This is a genomic window from Microbulbifer maximicatervae (SeqCode) (assembly GCF_052467065.1).
Genome location: NZ_CP174299.1, coordinates 190,305 through 207,905 on the forward strand (window position 1 = coordinate 190,305; position 17,601 = coordinate 207,905).

Below are 17,601 nucleotides of genomic sequence, written 5' to 3' on the forward strand. Positions count from 1 at the left end.
TAAAAATGCTATTTAATAAGGCACCTTCAGAACCAATATCACAAACTGTTAATCCTGTATAATTAAGCAATCCTGACCCTAAGGTACCAGCTTTTTCTATTCTGTAAAGTAATAACGATATTTTTTTTCGGAATATATAGTCGTATATGAAACAGCCCTGCATCCTGCCAAATAAACTTTGATTGCGGCCAATAATTACAACAAAGAAACACTACCCAGCCACATCAACAGAAGAGCCGCTTCAAAGACCTAACGCCATTAAAGGAAAAAGATAATCATTCCTAATAAAAGGAGCTGTAAATATCTAAACTCCTATTCATCTCAGATAATATGAATTGATTCAAGGCAAGAAACAAAAGAAACTCACATTTATCGCCTAAAGCCTTCGCTCTATCGTATAACGACCTAAAAGCCCGCAAGAAGTGCACCGCCGTACCACTTACTTATTCGCTCATATGAGCATCAAAATATTGATGATCTCATAGAAATTTAAATAATTTATCGACTCAAATAACCTCAGGCTTAGCAAGCTCTCTAACATATTCTTACAGTCGGTTGGGTGCTGAACCCCATAGCTGGGACTTTCGAGGGTTATTAAATATAGATAGGCTTCAGGCTACGCATGGTAATCTGCTACTTCCAGGGCGGATAAGCAATGACTACCGACAACCTTGGCAGGATAGCCAAGACTTCAGAAAGTGAGTTTTCATTATTTATGGAAAATAACACACTAAAGCTATTGCCCTTTATGTTGCCGAAAGCCCTATCTAGCAATTTAACCCGCATAGACTTATATAAGCTAAAAAGGACAGCAACTTGTCTTCATGTAAAGAAGCACTGAATATGATTTATCTCAAAATGCAATACTGCTGTAAAAACTTACGCAAATTAACGTATTCAAGCTTTCGAGTTAACCCCCTATATCACAGACAACTTATAAGCCTTTACGAAATAATACTTCATTTACTTTGATCGTCATTCTTAAGCTGTTGAATAAGCGTATCACCAGACCAAAAGAATCTGACACAACCATCATAATTTTCCTTTCTTACACATCGCCCCAAGGGGTCGTATTGATACCGAATCACATCCTGAAATTTCTCTACACCTTTTTCTACTTTTAGATTTTCTATTTTAATCAACTTTTGCTGACAATTATAATGGTATCGAATCCTCTGTGCCCCCTCCCCTCCAACTTCTTCAACACGACCTGTAGAAGAGGTATAACCACGGGATATATTGCCATTATCAACGATTCTATTCTCAATAACTTCTTTGCCAGGAATCTGACTATCAAGCTTACTCGTCGAGTTAAGCTTACCTAGGAGACTATCAGCGGGGTCATAAATTAAGAAGGCAAGAAACTGATCTGAATCACTATTACAAAAGTTATGAACATTAAAGATATTTTTATTAACCTTGCCGGAATGATTAACTCTGGCAAGTGAACAGCTACTATTCGGCAATAAATTCAAAATATTTGTAACTGTATCAATTGGCCTTTCAAACTTACTAACAATAAAGCCTTGCACATAAACCTGAGGATCATAATTGTCCAGAGGTTTCAACCCTTCGGTTGTTTTTATCAACAAAGAATTGAAATTTCCATTTACTGAGGAGAAGGGTGAATTCTCAGATTCCACAAAATGATCAAAGATAAATTTAACATCTTCTTTTCTGGATAGTGAAGTTGCCGTAAGATTACCTAAAATATCATACTTATAACTGAGCTTACTATCATCTTGCCATTCCGCTACAATACGACCACTAGCATCATATTCCCACTTCAGACTACAGTAATTATTTTTAGCTTCGATCAGTTGCCCTAGGCAATTATATCTAAAGCTATTAACGCCCTCTAGCGTAGTTTCTTTTATTAATTGGCCCAGCAAATCACGTTCAAAGTAGATATCGGTACCAATGCCTGATTGAGAAGCAATTACTTTCGTAGAATTTACTAAGTGGCCAGCAACATTATATGCATAGTGGGTAACACGACCATAGAAATCCTCCTCTTCTATTAATCGGTTATTGAGATCATATTTCAGCCGATAACACTCACCCTTTTCATTTATAAGGCAAATTAAATTGCCCTCTCCATCATAATGATATTCTAATTGACTGCCACTGGAACTAGTCTTGCTCTTTATTTGATGGAGTGCGTTATAAGAATAACGCGTATAACTCCCATCCTTATCTAATATTTCTGAAACTAATCCATGCTGGTTAAATCTGCACTGAATATCTGTATCTTTTTGAGCAACCTTAACATTGATCCGACCCTGATCCTCATTCTTGCAAGAAGCCTCTTTCGTCTCAGCAGGCGTTAACAATTCCGTGCGAATATCAACATCATATCTACAATCAATAGATCGTCCGAAGGGGCAACTTATTCTTAATAGCTTATTGCTGCTTCCCCACAGATAACTCGTAACATTACCTAATGAGTCACTAATAGAATTAATCTTGCCAGCAGAGGTATAGTCATATTTCACTTGGTTGCCTAGCGGGTCTTCAGCTAGCACCAGCTGTCTTTTTTTGTTGTAACTATACTGCCAACTGCTATCTGATGGATCAGTATACTTTGTGGCGAGACCTTCATTGTTATATTCAATTTGATAATTATTACCGGCCACATCTATCTTCTCGGTCAAGCGACCCTGATTGTCATATCGGAATAACTCCTCACGTATAGTCCCATCAGTACTGGGTAGCCGTACTTTTGTAACGTGACCTAGATCACTGTATTCATACCACGTTTCTCCACCTTCAGCATCTTGATGGAACGTGAGTAATCCGCGATTATTGAAGTGAAAACGTTGCCGCCCGCCTCTCGTGTCACACATCGTTGCTCCGTGACCACTTTCCTCCCAGATAAATTGATAACTGTAAGCAGCTTTTTCGTCAATAGGGTCCCCCCACTGCCGTATACAATGAGCTGAACTACCCTCAGCATCCCACTGAAAATAGAAACTATAACCAGTTTTTAAAGTTCTTTGTTTAATAAGGCCTTTGTGATAAACATACTTTTCATTATTGCCAACACTGTCTACAGCTTCAGTCAGATTATTTTCACTATCAAAGACATATTGAGCTACTACTTCAGAACTTCCCGAATTATTTTCTTTTGTCAAAGTATTTATAAGGTGACTTTCAGGAGATTCATCAAGCGAGCTAATGTATAAAATTTCACCGGAACTACTCTCGACCGATCTTAAATACTCCCCTGAGTAGTTGAATAAATAAAAGTTATCGTTATCATCCCGAATCTCAGCGAGCTTTAACGCACCAGTTTCACCAGTAGCTTTAAAATGTCTTTGTACTCCATTGGAAATTCCATATGTCGTAATGATCCAATGCTCATCGTTTACTCGCGTGAGAGTTAATCTCTCATAAATATTATGACTGCGCGAGCTATTTCCGGGAGCTGGCAAGCTAATTATTCTACCTTCAGAATCAAAGAAGAGTATGGGTTTGCCTGGACGCCAAACCAAGCGCTCGCTAAATGTATGAGTCCAGCCACAACCCAATCCGAAATTTCTTGAATTACTACTGCGATAGGTACGAGTTACCGATAAGGGTAGTGCCCCCTCCAATACCAAATCTTCTAAAGTAAACTGAACCTCTCCAGTTTTTAGATTTACAGACCTAGTTACTTCACCAGTAACATTATCGCTCTGACATATATCGGAGTTATAATTTTCACCTACTTCGCTAATGTGGTTATCAGTATCATATGAATAATCCCTGACACAATTTATCTTATAAAATTCAGACTTTACATCATGGGGCACTGTGAAAGCTTGTTCACTACCCCTTTTATTTTCTCGCAGCTCGTTACCCACTTTGACTTGCACTAAATTTCGACTATTTTTTCGGGGTGCAGCTATTTTGGGGGTTTTCTTTCCGGATACAGCAGTGCTTTTGCCTACTGTCGGATATCCTGAATTTTTAGCAAGTATTTTCCTTTGCTTTTTTGTCCTGGCAAAATCAAACATTAAATCGCCAATATTACGAAAAGCATTCACTAAGCGCTTATTCTTAGTTAAGGATGTTATAGCTACATCTCCCTCAGTCAATGCCGCAAGTGCTATAGTCAAAATGATCTCAAAAGTACCACTTGCAGTTAAGTTTGTGTGCTGCAAGCTATGTTGTGTTTTGATGTAGTCCTGGGCAAAATGAAAAACTGCTCCCCGAAGAGTTGGGTCACTATAAATAACCTCGGCTATGTTGAAACTCAAGCGGAGCTGCTTTTTTGAAACAGAACTGGGATTAAAGCCTAGTACATCAATCACACCTCGATACAGGGAGGTTACACATTCATCAGCTTCTTCTTCTGGAGTTTCTTCATATAAGACATAATTGATTGCCGCAGAGCTAAACTCAAATGATTGACGTGCTGGACTTACTATCTTCTCAACATCAACAGCACTCTTTGACCAAATCGATAAGCGCCACACAGAGCTGTCAGTTTCTTTTACTTTCTTTTTTGCAGTTGTTACACGCTTCACCCAACTCCAATCAGTTTGCTGGCTAATAAAAGCCTTATCTGCAACTTCCTGCGTAATAATTTTCTGCAAGCCCATACGAATCTTAGCAACCAACTCTGTTTGTAGATCCCCCAATGCCGAATATGGCAATGGGGCCTCTTCAATAATCAGTTGATTCTGAGCCAATGCCCGATAAATGGCTTTATCCCGCTCATTAAGATAGCCAGGCACATTACTTAATCGCGATTGAGATGGGGGACGCTCTTGCTCAGGGTCTATATCTGGCGCAAAGGTTGTGTATAAGCCAAGGTACTGGTCATACACTAACTGAAGAGTGTTAGTATCGAACATCCTCAATAATTCAGCAGCATCAATCTTTCTAGAGGGACCCGTCTGGCATATCCATCCAGGCCGCACCGCATAACGAGAGCCCTGAGAGTTTTCGATATAGAGCTGTATCAAAAGTTAAATCCTATCAACCGCTGACCGACTATTCTGCGGTCATCAAAAAACGAATCCATTCAAAGCACCTAAACTAGGTGCTCAACTTCGACATAATCATTTCTACTGGGACGATTTTTCTTTCAAAGGACAAAGAAATATATTTCAGCCTTCTTACATCGGTTTTAAAAAATCGGCTGAACCAAGAACAGTTTCTACGTCCAAAATTTTGACAATGAGTGTGAAGTTTAGTAGTCCGTGTTTCAAAGCCGGGAACACTAAGCTCTCGATTCACATTCAAGTCTTCACTATCACAAGCAAAATACTAAAAGTCACAATAGCAACATCAAAAGCTATACCAATAGGAAAACCATAATTCATCCACATCTAAAGACTTTTCAAATGATCTAAACGAAATAGTTATAATCCCTATCTAATAGCTACTAAGCCAATCCTCCAAGATACCTAACATACCACCATCTTTCGGAGTAACTAGAAATTAGGTGAAAGCTAACTTAATTTGTATTGTTGCGATAGGAAAAAGCGATTACAGGAGAGTACACTGCATATAGTGCAATTAAATTTGACTAGGGTCAAAGAAAGAAAATAACAGTCAAGCGATATATGACAGCATATTCTGACAAAAAAGCACCATTTAGCGACATTAAATATAGTTTAAAGTTATGGATGGTAAACTAATCTCAAAGAGAGCACTTAAGTCCCATTAAATTGTCAGCGTAAATTATAGTATTCGCTCAAATAATATAATACAAAATTGATAACGATTCAGCAGTCGAATATTTATATATAAAGGTACGTCTGTTATGGGTATAGACATAATAGATCGGCTGGATTATCCAACCGATCCGTAATGAGCACTAATTGCTAACAGTAAAACTACTCGACTTACCTGAATAGCTGGAAATCTTCCCAGTCCAACCACTCTTCCAGTTACCAAAGTGCTTTATTCGGTAAGTGCCTGATGGTGTATCCTCTCCGATGATCCACTGCCCTTCAGCAAATGAACAGGCCATACAATCAATAGCCGTATCTCGTGTCCAAATAAAGCGTGTATCCAAATCATCATCGGTAAGATAAGTTTCCCAACTACCGTTAACTTTACGCTGTACTTCAATGAACGTACTCTCAGTCTTCAGGTCATTACGGGGATGGCCAGAACGGAAAGTGACAGATACAGTATCGCCAGCACTGTAGCTGGTACCTACATCATCCCAGACTTGACCAAAAGACTCCCACAGGCGTTTGTCATCATAAACAACCCCAATTACATTAATGATTTGGTCATCAGACAGATCTTTCGGAGTAGGCCCTGCAGCAATATCTACGCCATTGACCATAGCATGTGTCATTTCGGTATAAATCTGTCTATAGGCTGCAAGGGTATTGGGGCCGTATATGGTATGTGCTCCCTCATAGTGCTGCCTATCAAACTCTTCAGGGGTAGTTATGTAACCGGAATAGGCATTTGCCAAACCGGCAATCACCACAGTGTTTACACCGCTTCCTTCAAAAGCTGACAAGACTTCTGCTTCAAGACGTCGGCCTGCCATAGTCGTCATTTCACCCGGGGCGGCGACCAAAACAAGTGAGCCTATGCGAAACATTTGGAAAGGTAGGTAAGGGGTATAAAGTGCTTGGCCTATTACCTCACGCTCTACAAATGTAGGTTTGGGGTACTGGCAGGGGTCATCCTGAGTATCCTCATATACTGCGGCTGCAGAGAATGCACTCATCAGGCCAAAAAGTGGATAACCATTAATAGCCGATTCGAATAGTCCCACATCTCTATCCCAATCCACCCCCTCATTTTCAACAGACATTCCCTCAAAAATACCATCAATATTGCTGGGACCGTCCCAACTTGATCCTGCAGTAAATGACCAGCCGACAGCACCTTCACAAATATCTATTTGCCCCTCACCGGTAAATTCACCTGCTACGGTATAGCCAGGGAAATAGATATGTTGATGTCGATAATCTAATCCACCTTCAAGTTTCACAGTAGCTGATTGGTAAAGAGACTGAGCTTTTACAACTTGCTTTTCCGCAGATAAAAGTAAACTTTCATACTCAGAATTTCCGCATCCATCCCTAGGGCCACAAATATTCGGAGACGCATCACCTAAATTACTATTGGCAAATGCCGCAGTAAATTGACTTGCAGCACCCTGCTCGGCAGCCCAAGACTCCAGCAATTGACTCGCCGCCCCCTTATTATCCCCGCTAAGTTGCCGCTGCCCTGTTCCTAAAGAGACATTATGTACTGCAAACCAATTAATAACTCCCAGTGCTTTGTTGTTGGCATCGACCAACTTGAGTTGGGTCATGGTTTTATTGGTATCGTATTGATAGTCGCTTGCATCAGTATTTTCTGAATAAGGGTCTGGGTTTCGATTGATACTGGTATCGAGCAAGATCCCCTGCTCAATAAAGATGTCACCTGGAGTTAGTCCACTGTCCGCGTCAACGATTGACTGAAAAATACCATCAACAATAGCGTCATAGTTATCTTCCGCATACCCAAGAGCACTCATATTCAACATGACATAATGATCATACCCCCCAGGACCTACATGGGTATGTGTAGCAGTCAGCATCACATTCTTTTCGGTGTACTTACTATTACCATAGAGATTTTTTAATTTATCTACGACACCCTGCTTCACGCCCTGCGGAATACCTTGCAAATCTGCTGATACGAATACCAAACGCTCATTTTCAGAGCTATCAGAAATTATGAATGCGCGGGACCATAAACGGGTATGAATTCCCTTAGTTGTCTGCCCCGTTTCTCCATATCCTACCATTCCAACATCTGCTGCCGGGCCAGTTATATCATACTTACCAACACCAACACGCCAGTCAGATGCTTTAACAGTAGAAGAAGCTCCAATAAATACTATTAAAGCAATGACGTAACCATTAATTATTTTTTTCATTTTTTCTCCAGAATCTATACACGCAGGAGTACATTCGCCAGTTCACAGAAGTGAAGGCGCATCCTTTTCGTTGAAAGTTGATACCTGAATAAGCCACTTCCGATCAACTCGGACGCGACTCTCTAGATAGTTAGCCAATGTAATCTTGGCTTTTATTATCTCATCCTGAAAAGCGGCTTTATTATTTTAAAAATACTCATAGTAGCCATAACCTCCCTGCTGTCAGCACACTAAAACTGAGAGTACAGCTCTAGTACGCATGTTCAGAATACCCTAACTGGCTGTATTTGGTAGCACCCGCAGAGTAATTGCCCGCCATAAATCCGTTAATTTAGAGTCGAAAGTAAAATAATTTTAAATATACGAAGATTTTCTGAACTACAGCAAACCTAAATATTTACAATTCAAGCAAGTACAATCTAAAAATGAGTGTAAAGAAAGGATAGATTAGGGGATTTGAATTACATTTAGAGAGGAAATGTTAAAAACTTTCGCCATTCAAAATTATCACTCAATAAGCTTCCAATTATATTCCATAGATTGATCACTTGTTCACAAAAACAATTAAATTAACAATTAATTAGGCAAACACCTGTACTTAACATTCAAAGTTCTCTTGACATGAAATAAGGTGGAAGTTGAATAACATTAATAATCGGTCCTTTTAGCATTTGACGCCCCTGACTATAAATATGTGAACTTTATGTAGCTATCAATATCCGACTACTCTGCAGTAATCCATATAGATACATATATAATGCACGCTAAACTTCTCCCCCTCTCAGTTTTTACCATATTGACCTTCTTATCCCTACCATCCCTGGCCGGTCAAAAGTGCGATGTACAAATGACGATACAGAGCGAATGGGAAGATGGATATATGGCTTCAGTGGTTGTACGTAATACAGGTACCGAGCCAATAAGTGATTGGGAACTTTCATGGCAATGGCCCTCAGACCAAGAAGTCACACATATATGGAATGCTACTTCAGCCCAGGATGAAAACCTGATCTCTGTAGTTGGAAAACAAGGCTATGTAAGAGTACCCGTTGGCCAAGCCCAATCTTTTGGTTTTAATATTCGCTACTCGGGTGGTGAAAAGACGCCTGCTCATATTAACGCTAGTTGCAACAACACCATCAATAAACCAGATCCGACCCCACCTTCACGAGACCTGTTAGACCCCCTTTCACAATACAATTTAATTTTAGGCACTCAAACGATAAACCCTAGGTATACATTTACAGATAAGGGATCACTTGTTGAAAGTGCTGAAGCCATTTACTCAATGGGCTCTAACTTACTCAAGATAGCCCTTTCTCCGAGCCTATATAGCGAGCTAAGTCACTCTGGACTCGACTATCAATTCAAGCGAATGCTGGAAGAAATACCAGAATTTCAGCAAGTCTTGGAAATGGATTTCTCCATCTACATGTTTTGGGTCGAGGACTCCGGTTCCTGGATGGATAACAAAGGAATGAGTGAAGAAGAGCTAAAGTGGCAATATGACAAAATTTATTCGTTGGCTGAATATTTACTAACTGAATATAACGGCTCCGGTAAGACATTCATGATTGGGCATTGGGAAGGCGATTGGAACCTGGTTCAAAAAACTGATGGTACTAGAGATGACAGTCAGGAAACTATCCCTCCTAAGCGTTTACAGGGTCTAATTGACTGGATCAATATTCGACAAGAAGCCATTGATGATGCCAAAGCAAATATCACCCACTCTGACGTTAACTTATATCACTATATTGAGGTCAATAGGGTTGAATCTGCAATGCAGGGCAAAGAACGAATAACCAATGCCGTACTTCCCCATACTAATGTAGATTTGGTGTCTTATTCAGCTTACGATCTCACTACCAAAGAAAAGCATTCAGATTTTGCCACTCTACATAGTGAGTTGACCTCAGCTCTGGAATTTATCAACTCAAATCTTCCCAAAAAATCTGGGCTGCCATTTGAAAAGCGGGTTTTCATTGGCGAATATGGTTACGGAGAGTCCTGGTTTAAGGATTGGGGAGCCCGCTCTGGCGAAGCCCAGGATATGCTATCACGTAATGTAATAAAAACGGCACTCCAATGGGGTGCTCCATTTATTTTGTACTGGCAAATGTATGACAATGAGTATGATAGCTGGATCAATGAATTCGCTGGCTACTGGCTGATTGACAGGGATGGTAATAAAAAGGAGATTTATAAGACTCACCAAGAGTACTATAAGGACGCGAGAGCATTCTTAGATAACTATTATATGGAAAACTCCTCCCTTCCGTCAGAAAGTGAATTTCGAACCTATGCCTTAAAATGGTTTGAATCATCGAAAATCCCACCACAACAGCCCAAACCTGACACTCCCCCTACTATACCGGAAGAACCCAGTGAACCTTCAGACCAGTGTAATGTGGAATATGCAGTGCAAAACGATTGGGGAAGTGGCTTTATGGCAAATGTGGTTATTTATAATAAAGGAAAGACTTCTCTCGATAAATGGCAGCTACAATGGAACTGGCAAGGTAACCAATCGATCACACACTTCTGGAATGCACAAGTCACAGAAAGTAACGGGACTATAACTGTTACTAGTGAATCATCTATTCCGGCAGGAGAGGCCCGAGCTTTTGGGTTTAATGCAAATTACTCTGGAGAAAACACCCCACCAATTATAATTGGCAACTGCACGGGTACACTCACAACAGAACCTTCACAACCTAGTCAGCCCCCCAATCAGCCCAATGAACATTCAGATAGTAGCAGTATTATGCTATGGTTTATTGGTGATTCGATTACTTACGGCATGACAACACTCCCTTATAATTCAAACGGATTTCGTAGCCAGATCTGGAACTATCTTGCCAAAGCAGCCGATGGCAACTCAATCTTTCCTATAGATCAAGAATCTACCAGTGAGCAGCTAATTCTAAAATACAATGGAAAACAACTAGAAACGATTGGCACTATCACTGGACCAACAGGCCCTGACGATATGTCTCAACAGACCAAGAATTACTGGCACTCTGGGATACCTGGAGCTACAACCAGCGATTTACTTTGCTATCTTGATCCGATAGGCCATCAAATCACCCCTGGCTACAATTTCACCAACTGCCTCAATTCCATCAAGAACTTCAATCAATTTCTCAGCGAAATGTGCAGGGAGGGCGAAACTAGTGCTGGCTGGCTCACTAATCAAGCCTGCAATTTAACGCGGGATATAACCTCTGAAGATAGCGTTGTCATACCTATACAACTCGGGACTAACGACATCACCTTCCTTAGCATGAATAACGCGATTGATTGTAGCCTTCCTATAGAAGAAAATAGTGAATCCGCCCAGAAGCTAAATATGGTCGTTAGTAAGATAATATCATCACCCAATAATACTCAAGGCATATCAATAACAGGTAGAATACAAAATTACTTTGAGAGCATAGATATTCCAACTGAGAAAATTGCATTCGTAATTTCAACTATCCCTCGTCGAAGTGATTTAGACGGACAAGATCCGAAAAATTACTGTACGGACTTTTATAATCAAAAAATCAGGAAGTCACTATCAGAGGACTCCAATACCAAAAATATTTTCTTAGCAGACCAAGGAAATATTACCCCAACTGGAGACCCGGTACACCCTACAACTGAAGGCCACAAGATTATGGCTTGCAACTTACTTTATGGTAAAAATCTTGGCCATTCAGATATTCCTTCTTGTATTCTTCCCAGTAACATCCCAGATAAAGGGCTATTGAAAGCAATAGATCATGTATCTAATTAACTAGGATTTCGCTTAACAGGCCCTGATTAGAAATTTTCAGGGCGCTGCTTTTACTCACCAATAACTTTGGGAGCCTTTATAAATCCGACTTCTATAGAAGCCGGCCTAACTCTGAAGCAGATTTAAGAACTGCTTCCTATATTCTGCCCAAATCACTTTCCCTGAGAAATTACTTAAATCAACTTTTTTTAATTTTGAACCCGATAGAATTGACAAAAACATTGATTCCAGCTTTTTTACTGCATCATTACAGTCTGAATAACAGAAGTTTTCGGAATAGAACTCTGGGTAGCACTGTTCATCTGGCACCAGTGGAGTCGCACCGAGAATAGCTGCCTCCATCACCGCCAACCCTTGGAATTCATGGTAAGCCGTAGAAAGGAATATATGGCTATGTCGCAGTACTTGACGATAGTCTTTAGCGCTTTCGAGATACCCGAGTACCAATAAATGGTCGGCAAACTCTTCTTGTATTTGAGCAAACTCAGCAGGGCTATTACGAAATGACTGCCCCATTAGATTAACAAGAAACTTAACATTTCTGGCTTTCAAGCCCCGAAGGATATCCAGCAATCGGTCCGCGCCTTTGTCATATTCCCAACGGGCCGCCCAACTGATAATCAAAGTATCTTGACCTATCTCGCCCCCATAAATGCTCTCTGCGCAGGAGTTCCAGGAAAAGGCCTCTTCAGTTTTCGCACTATCAAAAACGATGTCTTCTATTGGCACAGGAAGAACTCGCGACTTTTCCTCAATCTCCTCACAAATTCCGGGAGGAACACAATCAGGAAAGCGCTTGAGTAATTTCTTTACTCCTCCTAACAAGGTACTGCGGTTGTATTCAGAGTTGAACAAGACCAGATCACCGGACAAGGCCGTGTAAATATTCAACAACTGGGGTTCTACCGATCGAAACGCATCAGAGCTCACTGGGTAAGCAAATTGATTCTCATGAAAATATACAACTGTAGGCACCCTAACGATTTCAGGAACTAAACCGCGCAAGGCACTTAGATCGGTCATTGAGGTTGTAACAATAAGGTCCCAACGCTGCTTCAATATTTGCGCAGTTTCCCCTCGGCCCCAAGAAAGGCTATTACCACGGATTCGCCAGCTAAAGTATCGCGGTGGTAAGGTTAGTACGGTCCATTGCCAATCAGAGAATGCCGCTGCCAGCCCTTTACGCCAACGCTTGTGACTGTCCGCATCATAAGCGGAGAGTAATAAAACTTTCATTAAATAGTAACAAGAAGAAGCGGCACCGGGATCAAACTCAACCCCGGTAGCTATTGATCGGAGGGATTAATCGAAAGAGCGCACATTCATTAATCGTGCAAACAAGCTGGAAGTATCCCAGCGAGCACCACCAATAGCTTGTACCTCACTATAAAACTGGTCTACCAGGGCAGTTACGGGCAGTAAAGCTCCGTTATGTTGTGCCTCTTGAAGGACTATAGCCAAATCCTTACGCATCCAATCCACAGCAAAACCGTGGTCATACTCCCCTGCTAACATAGTTTTTGAGCGGTTTTCCATTTGCCAGCTCTGTGCCGCCCCCTTGGATATCACATTGACAACCTGCTCTCCATCGAGGCCAGCTGCCTTGGCAAAATGTAAACCTTCAGCAAGCCCCTGAACGACACCCGCGATACAAATTTGATTGACCATTTTACACAGCTGGCCGCTACCTACTGGCCCCATCAGGTTGCTCGCCCGCGCATAACAGTCGATAAGAGGTTGCACCTTATCAAAGTCTGCCTTATCTCCCCCAAACATAACCGTTAAAGCACCATTCTCAGCGCCGGCCTGGCCTCCAGAGACAGGTGCATCCAGAAAACCGATTCCCTTTTCGCTAGCTGCAACTGCCAATTCCCGAGCAACATCGGCAGAGGCTGTTGTATGATCTACAAACAAAGCCCCTTCATCCATACTCGTGAATGCCCCCTGCTCTCCTGTCACCACTTGACGGAGATCGTTGTCATTGCCTACACAGGCAAAAACAACCTCCGCGCCCTTTGCGGCTTCAGCGGGCGTTGCAAAGCTCTCTCCATCATATTCTTGTAGCCATTGATCCGCACGGCTAACAGTGCGATTGTAAATTCGCACCATGTGGCCAGCATTAGAAAGATGCCCCGCCATGGGATATCCCATCACCCCCAAGCCAATAAATGCAACTGTTGCCATTTCCTCTACCCCCATACCATCCAAATAAGTATTACACCGAGAACCAAGCGATAAATCGCGAATGGAGCCATCCCAATGCGGCTAATAAATTGAAGGAAAAAATGAATACACAAATAAGCACTAATACAAGATAAAACGGTACCTAGCAGCAAGTCATTCCATGGAACACTTTCCAGCGCAAGTAATTCAATCGTTAACAAAATAGCGCTGAGGGCAATAACAGGAATGGACATCAGGAACGAAAAGCGCGCTGCAGCCTCTCTCTTCATGCCAAGCATCAAACCAGCAGTCATTGTGATACCAGAGCGGGAGGTGCCAGGGATCAGGGCCAACACCTGTGATAAGCCAATCAGAAGTGCTTTTTTCCAATTTAACTGGGCTAGAGATTCGACCCTGCGCCCCTTTGCATCAGCCCACCACAGTAAAATACCAAAGCCAATAGTCGTAGCAGCGATAACACCGGCTGAACGCAGGTGAGTTTCTATGAACCCTTTGAATACCAGGCCTATCAGCCCCACAGGTATAGTAGCGAGAACAATTAACCAGGCCAGCCGCCCCTCATCGGAAAATTGTTTATCCGTAAATCCTCCTAAACCATCCCTAATCAGCACCCAAATATCTTTGCGGAAATAGAAAACTACTGCCAGTAAAGAGCCAAAATGAACAGCGACATCGAAGGCCAGCCCCTGGTCCTGCCAACCCAATACCTCAGAAGGTAAAATCAAGTGCGCAGAACTGGAGATGGGCAGAAACTCTGTCAGCCCCTGTATCAGGGCCAAAATTACAATCTGAAATGTTTCCATGTGTTATTAAGATCGGATTTTTTGTCTTTTCTTCCAAGTCACTTCATTGCGCAAATAAACAGGCTCAAGCTCTTCAGCGGTCACTGTATGACCCTGCTCCCATAGTGGTACTGCCAGCTGCGCTATATCCCGAGCGTGAATGAGACTGGCTTGATCAACGGCAGCCAATAACGCCCCTTCAAAAGCCTCATAATGTAATCCCGGGCCCGCCCCATAGATCGGAGTACAAATCTCCGATTTCTCTAAAGACAGCAGAACCTCCTCCGGGTTCTGTACCGCCTCCGGGATCAAGCTATCGCAGGGAGAGTCACTGGAGTAAACCCCCCAATATACTTGTTGCATACGAGCATCCAGCATTGCCACGACCGGTGACTGTCCCCAGTCCGGGTGCGATCGCCGAGCTCCAAGTGCTAGGGCTGCGAGGCTGGAAACCGGAACCACTGGTAGATCTGCAGCATAAGCCAACCCCTGCACACTACTAATTGCTATACGGAGACCAGTAAATGACCCCGGCCCGCGGCTGACAGCAAGAGCATCCAGGCCTGCCAGCTTTATGCCGGCTTCTGCGAGAACGTCATCCACCATTGGCAAAAGGCGACGAGTGTGATCGCGCTCTGCCTGTACAAAACGCTCAATCAGCTGGCCATCAGATATGAGAGCAACAGAACAGGCGCCCGACGTTGTATCCAGGGCAAGTATTTTCACAGCGTTCTTAATCCTGGTCATAAAAAAGGGAGGGAATTGTGGCACGGGAGCGGAGGGGAGTCATGCCCAATATCGCAACCCGCAACTAAAAAACCCCGGACTAACCGGGGTTTATGAGGAGCCTGCCAAAGTTCACATCGTTGAGCCCATATATATGACCCTAGGCGGCCTTTTTCGGTGGCCGACCTCGACGGGCAGCACCAGCCTTCGGTGGACGGCCGCGACGGGCTGGAGCCTTCTTAGCAGCTGCTGTCGCCGTCGCTTTCTTGGGTCGTCCGACTCTTTTTGCAGGCTTAGCTGCTGAAGTTGCCTTCTTTGGACGGCCGGCTTTTTTCGCCGTCGCTGTGGCGGCCTTCTTGGGGCGTCCGGGCTTTTTCGCTGCCGTAGCCTTGGCTGCAGGTTTCTTCTTGGCCTTTTGAGTTTCGGCTTTTAATTTGGCTTTAGCCTTCTTCTCTAACTCTTTAACTTTAGCGGCAGCTTTCTTTGCAGCTGCTTTAACTTTAGCTTCAGCCTTCTTCTCAGCGGCCTTCAATTTCTTGGCATGAGCCTTTTCTTTGGTTTTTACCCAGCGTGTTTCAAATGCCTTGAGTGCGGCAGCTAACTCTTTATCTGCTTTGCTGGAGAGGCTCTTAGAGAGACTTTCCACCTTTTCTTTTGCAGCAGCTTCAGCCATATGTACGGCATCCATAGCCTTAGCTTTGGCAAGATCCATCTTTGCTGCTGCCAGCTTGGCGCGCAAATCCTTTGCCTTACTATTGGCACTGGCCAGCGAAGTTTTCGCTGTTGCCGCATTACTTTTCTGCGCTCGAGCCTTAGCCTTAGCAACACGGTCCATTTGCGCATCCAGCGATTTGGTCGCTGAATCTACCGCCTTCTGCGCTTTCACGACCGCTGGCGACGCTGCGGTCGCACTAGTTGCTCGTTTCGCGCGTGTACCTTTTTTTACTACTCTTGCCATCCCTTGTCTCCTCACTGAAAGAAGAAGTACATCCAAAAGTGTGCCGGCAGCATTGCCTTTTAGCTATCGAATAAAAACTGGAATCGGCCGTTTTTATTACTTATGCAGAGCGCCGCACCGCCTATTTCGATACAACTTTATCAAAGTTAATAAAAATACCCGGCATTGCAAGTAAAAAAGCGAAAAATGAGAAACTTTTTATAAAAAAAGTATATTTTTCTTATCAATTTTCACTTTTGGGTCCCGTTTTAGCACTTTGGTAGAAATTATTTTGTCCCATTGAGCTTAGTTTGCACAATTCCCGCAAGCGCCTCTATATGATCTTCACGTAAATTTAATGCAGGAATATATCGGTAGTCACTGCCCCCGGCATCAATAAAATTAGCGCGATTCTCTACCGAAATTTCTTCCAATGTTTCCAGGCAATCCGCAGAAAAAGCCGGGCAAATTACATCGACACTACTAATTCCTGTTTTACCCCATTCAATAAGGGTCTTATCGGTGTATGGCTGCAACCATTCTGCCTTACCAAAGCGCGATTGAAATGTGACTTGCCACTTATCCTCACTGATTTCTAGTTCATCCGCTAATAACCGTGCGGTTTCCATGCAATGGCGATAATAGGGGTCCCCCTTATCGACATTGGCTTTTGGGATACCGTGAAATGAAAGTAACAATTTTTCCGCTGGCCCCGCTTTTTCCCAGTGTTCTTTTACTGAATTGGCCAGGGATTTTATGTAGAGCGGATTTTGGTAATAATCTCGAATCAGAGAAATATCCGGAATATCGCGACTATTGCGAAAAATTTGCGCCACCTGATCATAAATTGCTGCAGTTGTGGTAGCCGAATATTGGGGATATAGGGGAAACACTATAAAAGACTCAAAACCTTTCTCGCGCAGAGTTTCTATGGTGTTGTCGAGGCGGGGCTCACCATAAGTCATGGCATATTCAACAGCGACATCGCAACCTTTTGCTTTTAAACGCTGCTGCAACAGCTCTGCTTGCTTCTGCGTATAGTAGAGAAGCGGCGATCCTTCCACTTTTGTTTCATCGGCACTGCTATTCCATATTTCCGCATAGGCAGGGGCAATACGCTGTGGACGAAAAGGCAGTACCAAGCAGTTCAATATGGTCAGCCAGATTGGCCGCGGTATCTCGACAACCCTTGGATCTGAAAGGAATTCCCGCAAAAAGCTTCTTACTGCTGTAGGTGTGGGCTCAGCTGGAGTACCCAAATTCATCAAAATTATTGCCGTAGACATAAACCGCCCCGTTA

At 42.7% G+C, this 17,601-nt stretch carries 9 protein-coding genes; 1 reads left to right on the forward strand and 8 read right to left on the reverse strand.

The window, feature by feature from the left end; translation table 11 throughout:
• Nucleotides 1-959 precede the first annotated feature (959 nt).
• Together ACJJI1_RS00920 and ACJJI1_RS00925 are read right to left on the reverse strand one after the other, a co-directional pair.
• Nucleotides 960-4,952 carry a DUF6531 domain-containing protein gene (locus ACJJI1_RS00920; RefSeq protein ID WP_444958294.1) on the reverse strand — a complete coding sequence of 1,331 codons (3,993 nt, stop codon included), beginning with the start codon at nt 4,950-4,952 and terminating at the stop codon, nt 960-962.
• A gap of 857 nt (nt 4,953-5,809) precedes the next feature.
• Nucleotides 5,810-7,891 (reverse strand): neutral/alkaline ceramidase, encoded by a 2,082-nt coding sequence (locus ACJJI1_RS00925; RefSeq protein ID WP_444958295.1) that lies wholly within the window; start codon nt 7,889-7,891, stop codon nt 5,810-5,812.
• Nucleotides 7,892-8,648: 757 nt separating this feature from the next.
• On the opposite strand from ACJJI1_RS00925, the gene ACJJI1_RS00930 reads away from it, so the two are divergent.
• Nucleotides 8,649-11,672 (forward strand): cellulose binding domain-containing protein, encoded by a 3,024-nt coding sequence (locus ACJJI1_RS00930; protein ID WP_444958296.1) that lies wholly within the window; start codon nt 8,649-8,651, stop codon nt 11,670-11,672.
• 105 nt (nt 11,673-11,777) lie between these two features.
• On the opposite strand, the gene ACJJI1_RS00935 is transcribed toward ACJJI1_RS00930, so the two are convergent.
• The 6 genes from ACJJI1_RS00935 to hemH all read right to left on the reverse strand — a co-directional run bounded on the left by ACJJI1_RS00935 (nt 11,778) and on the right by hemH (nt 17,587).
• Nucleotides 11,778-12,908 carry a tRNA-queuosine alpha-mannosyltransferase domain-containing protein gene (locus ACJJI1_RS00935; RefSeq protein ID WP_444958297.1) on the reverse strand — a complete coding sequence of 377 codons (1,131 nt, stop codon included), beginning with the start codon at nt 12,906-12,908 and terminating at the stop codon, nt 11,778-11,780.
• Nucleotides 12,909-12,974: 66 nt separating this feature from the next.
• Nucleotides 12,975-13,856 carry an NAD(P)-dependent oxidoreductase gene (locus tag ACJJI1_RS00940; protein ID WP_444958298.1) on the reverse strand — a complete coding sequence of 294 codons (882 nt, stop codon included), beginning with the start codon at nt 13,854-13,856 and terminating at the stop codon, nt 12,975-12,977.
• 5 nt (nt 13,857-13,861) lie between these two features.
• Nucleotides 13,862-14,659, reverse strand: a complete 798-nt coding sequence (locus tag ACJJI1_RS00945) for an undecaprenyl-diphosphate phosphatase (protein ID WP_444925489.1) — start codon at nt 14,657-14,659, stop codon at nt 13,862-13,864.
• 6 nt (nt 14,660-14,665) lie between these two features.
• Nucleotides 14,666-15,364, reverse strand: coding sequence for a tRNA (adenosine(37)-N6)-threonylcarbamoyltransferase complex dimerization subunit type 1 TsaB (gene tsaB / locus ACJJI1_RS00950; RefSeq protein ID WP_444897996.1), 699 nt, complete (start codon nt 15,362-15,364; stop codon nt 14,666-14,668).
• Nucleotides 15,365-15,524: 160 nt separating this feature from the next.
• The gene (locus ACJJI1_RS00955; RefSeq protein ID WP_444897997.1) at nt 15,525-16,322 is read right to left on the reverse strand and encodes a hypothetical protein; all 798 of its coding nucleotides are present in this window, start codon (nt 16,320-16,322) and stop codon (nt 15,525-15,527) included.
• A 266-nt stretch (nt 16,323-16,588) separates the two neighbouring features.
• The gene (hemH, locus tag ACJJI1_RS00960) at nt 16,589-17,587 is read right to left on the reverse strand and encodes a ferrochelatase (protein ID WP_444958299.1); all 999 of its coding nucleotides are present in this window, start codon (nt 17,585-17,587) and stop codon (nt 16,589-16,591) included.
• Nucleotides 17,588-17,601: the final 14 nt, after the last annotated feature.

Coding starts and splice junctions, on each gene's coding strand:
- ACJJI1_RS00945 (WP_444925489.1), bottom strand. CDS start 14,659: ATGGAAACATTTCAGATTGTAATTTTGGCCCTGATACAGGGGCTGACA.
- ACJJI1_RS00930 (WP_444958296.1), top strand. CDS start 8,649: ATGCACGCTAAACTTCTCCCCCTCTCAGTTTTTACCATATTGACCTTC.
- ACJJI1_RS00935 (WP_444958297.1), bottom strand. CDS start 12,908: ATGAAAGTTTTATTACTCTCCGCTTATGATGCGGACAGTCACAAGCGT.
- ACJJI1_RS00955 (WP_444897997.1), bottom strand. CDS start 16,322: ATGGCAAGAGTAGTAAAAAAAGGTACACGCGCGAAACGAGCAACTAGT.
- hemH (WP_444958299.1), bottom strand. CDS start 17,587: ATGTCTACGGCAATAATTTTGATGAATTTGGGTACTCCAGCTGAGCCC.
- ACJJI1_RS00940 (WP_444958298.1), bottom strand. CDS start 13,856: ATGGCAACAGTTGCATTTATTGGCTTGGGGGTGATGGGATATCCCATG.
- ACJJI1_RS00925 (WP_444958295.1), bottom strand. CDS start 7,891: ATGAAAAAAATAATTAATGGTTACGTCATTGCTTTAATAGTATTTATT.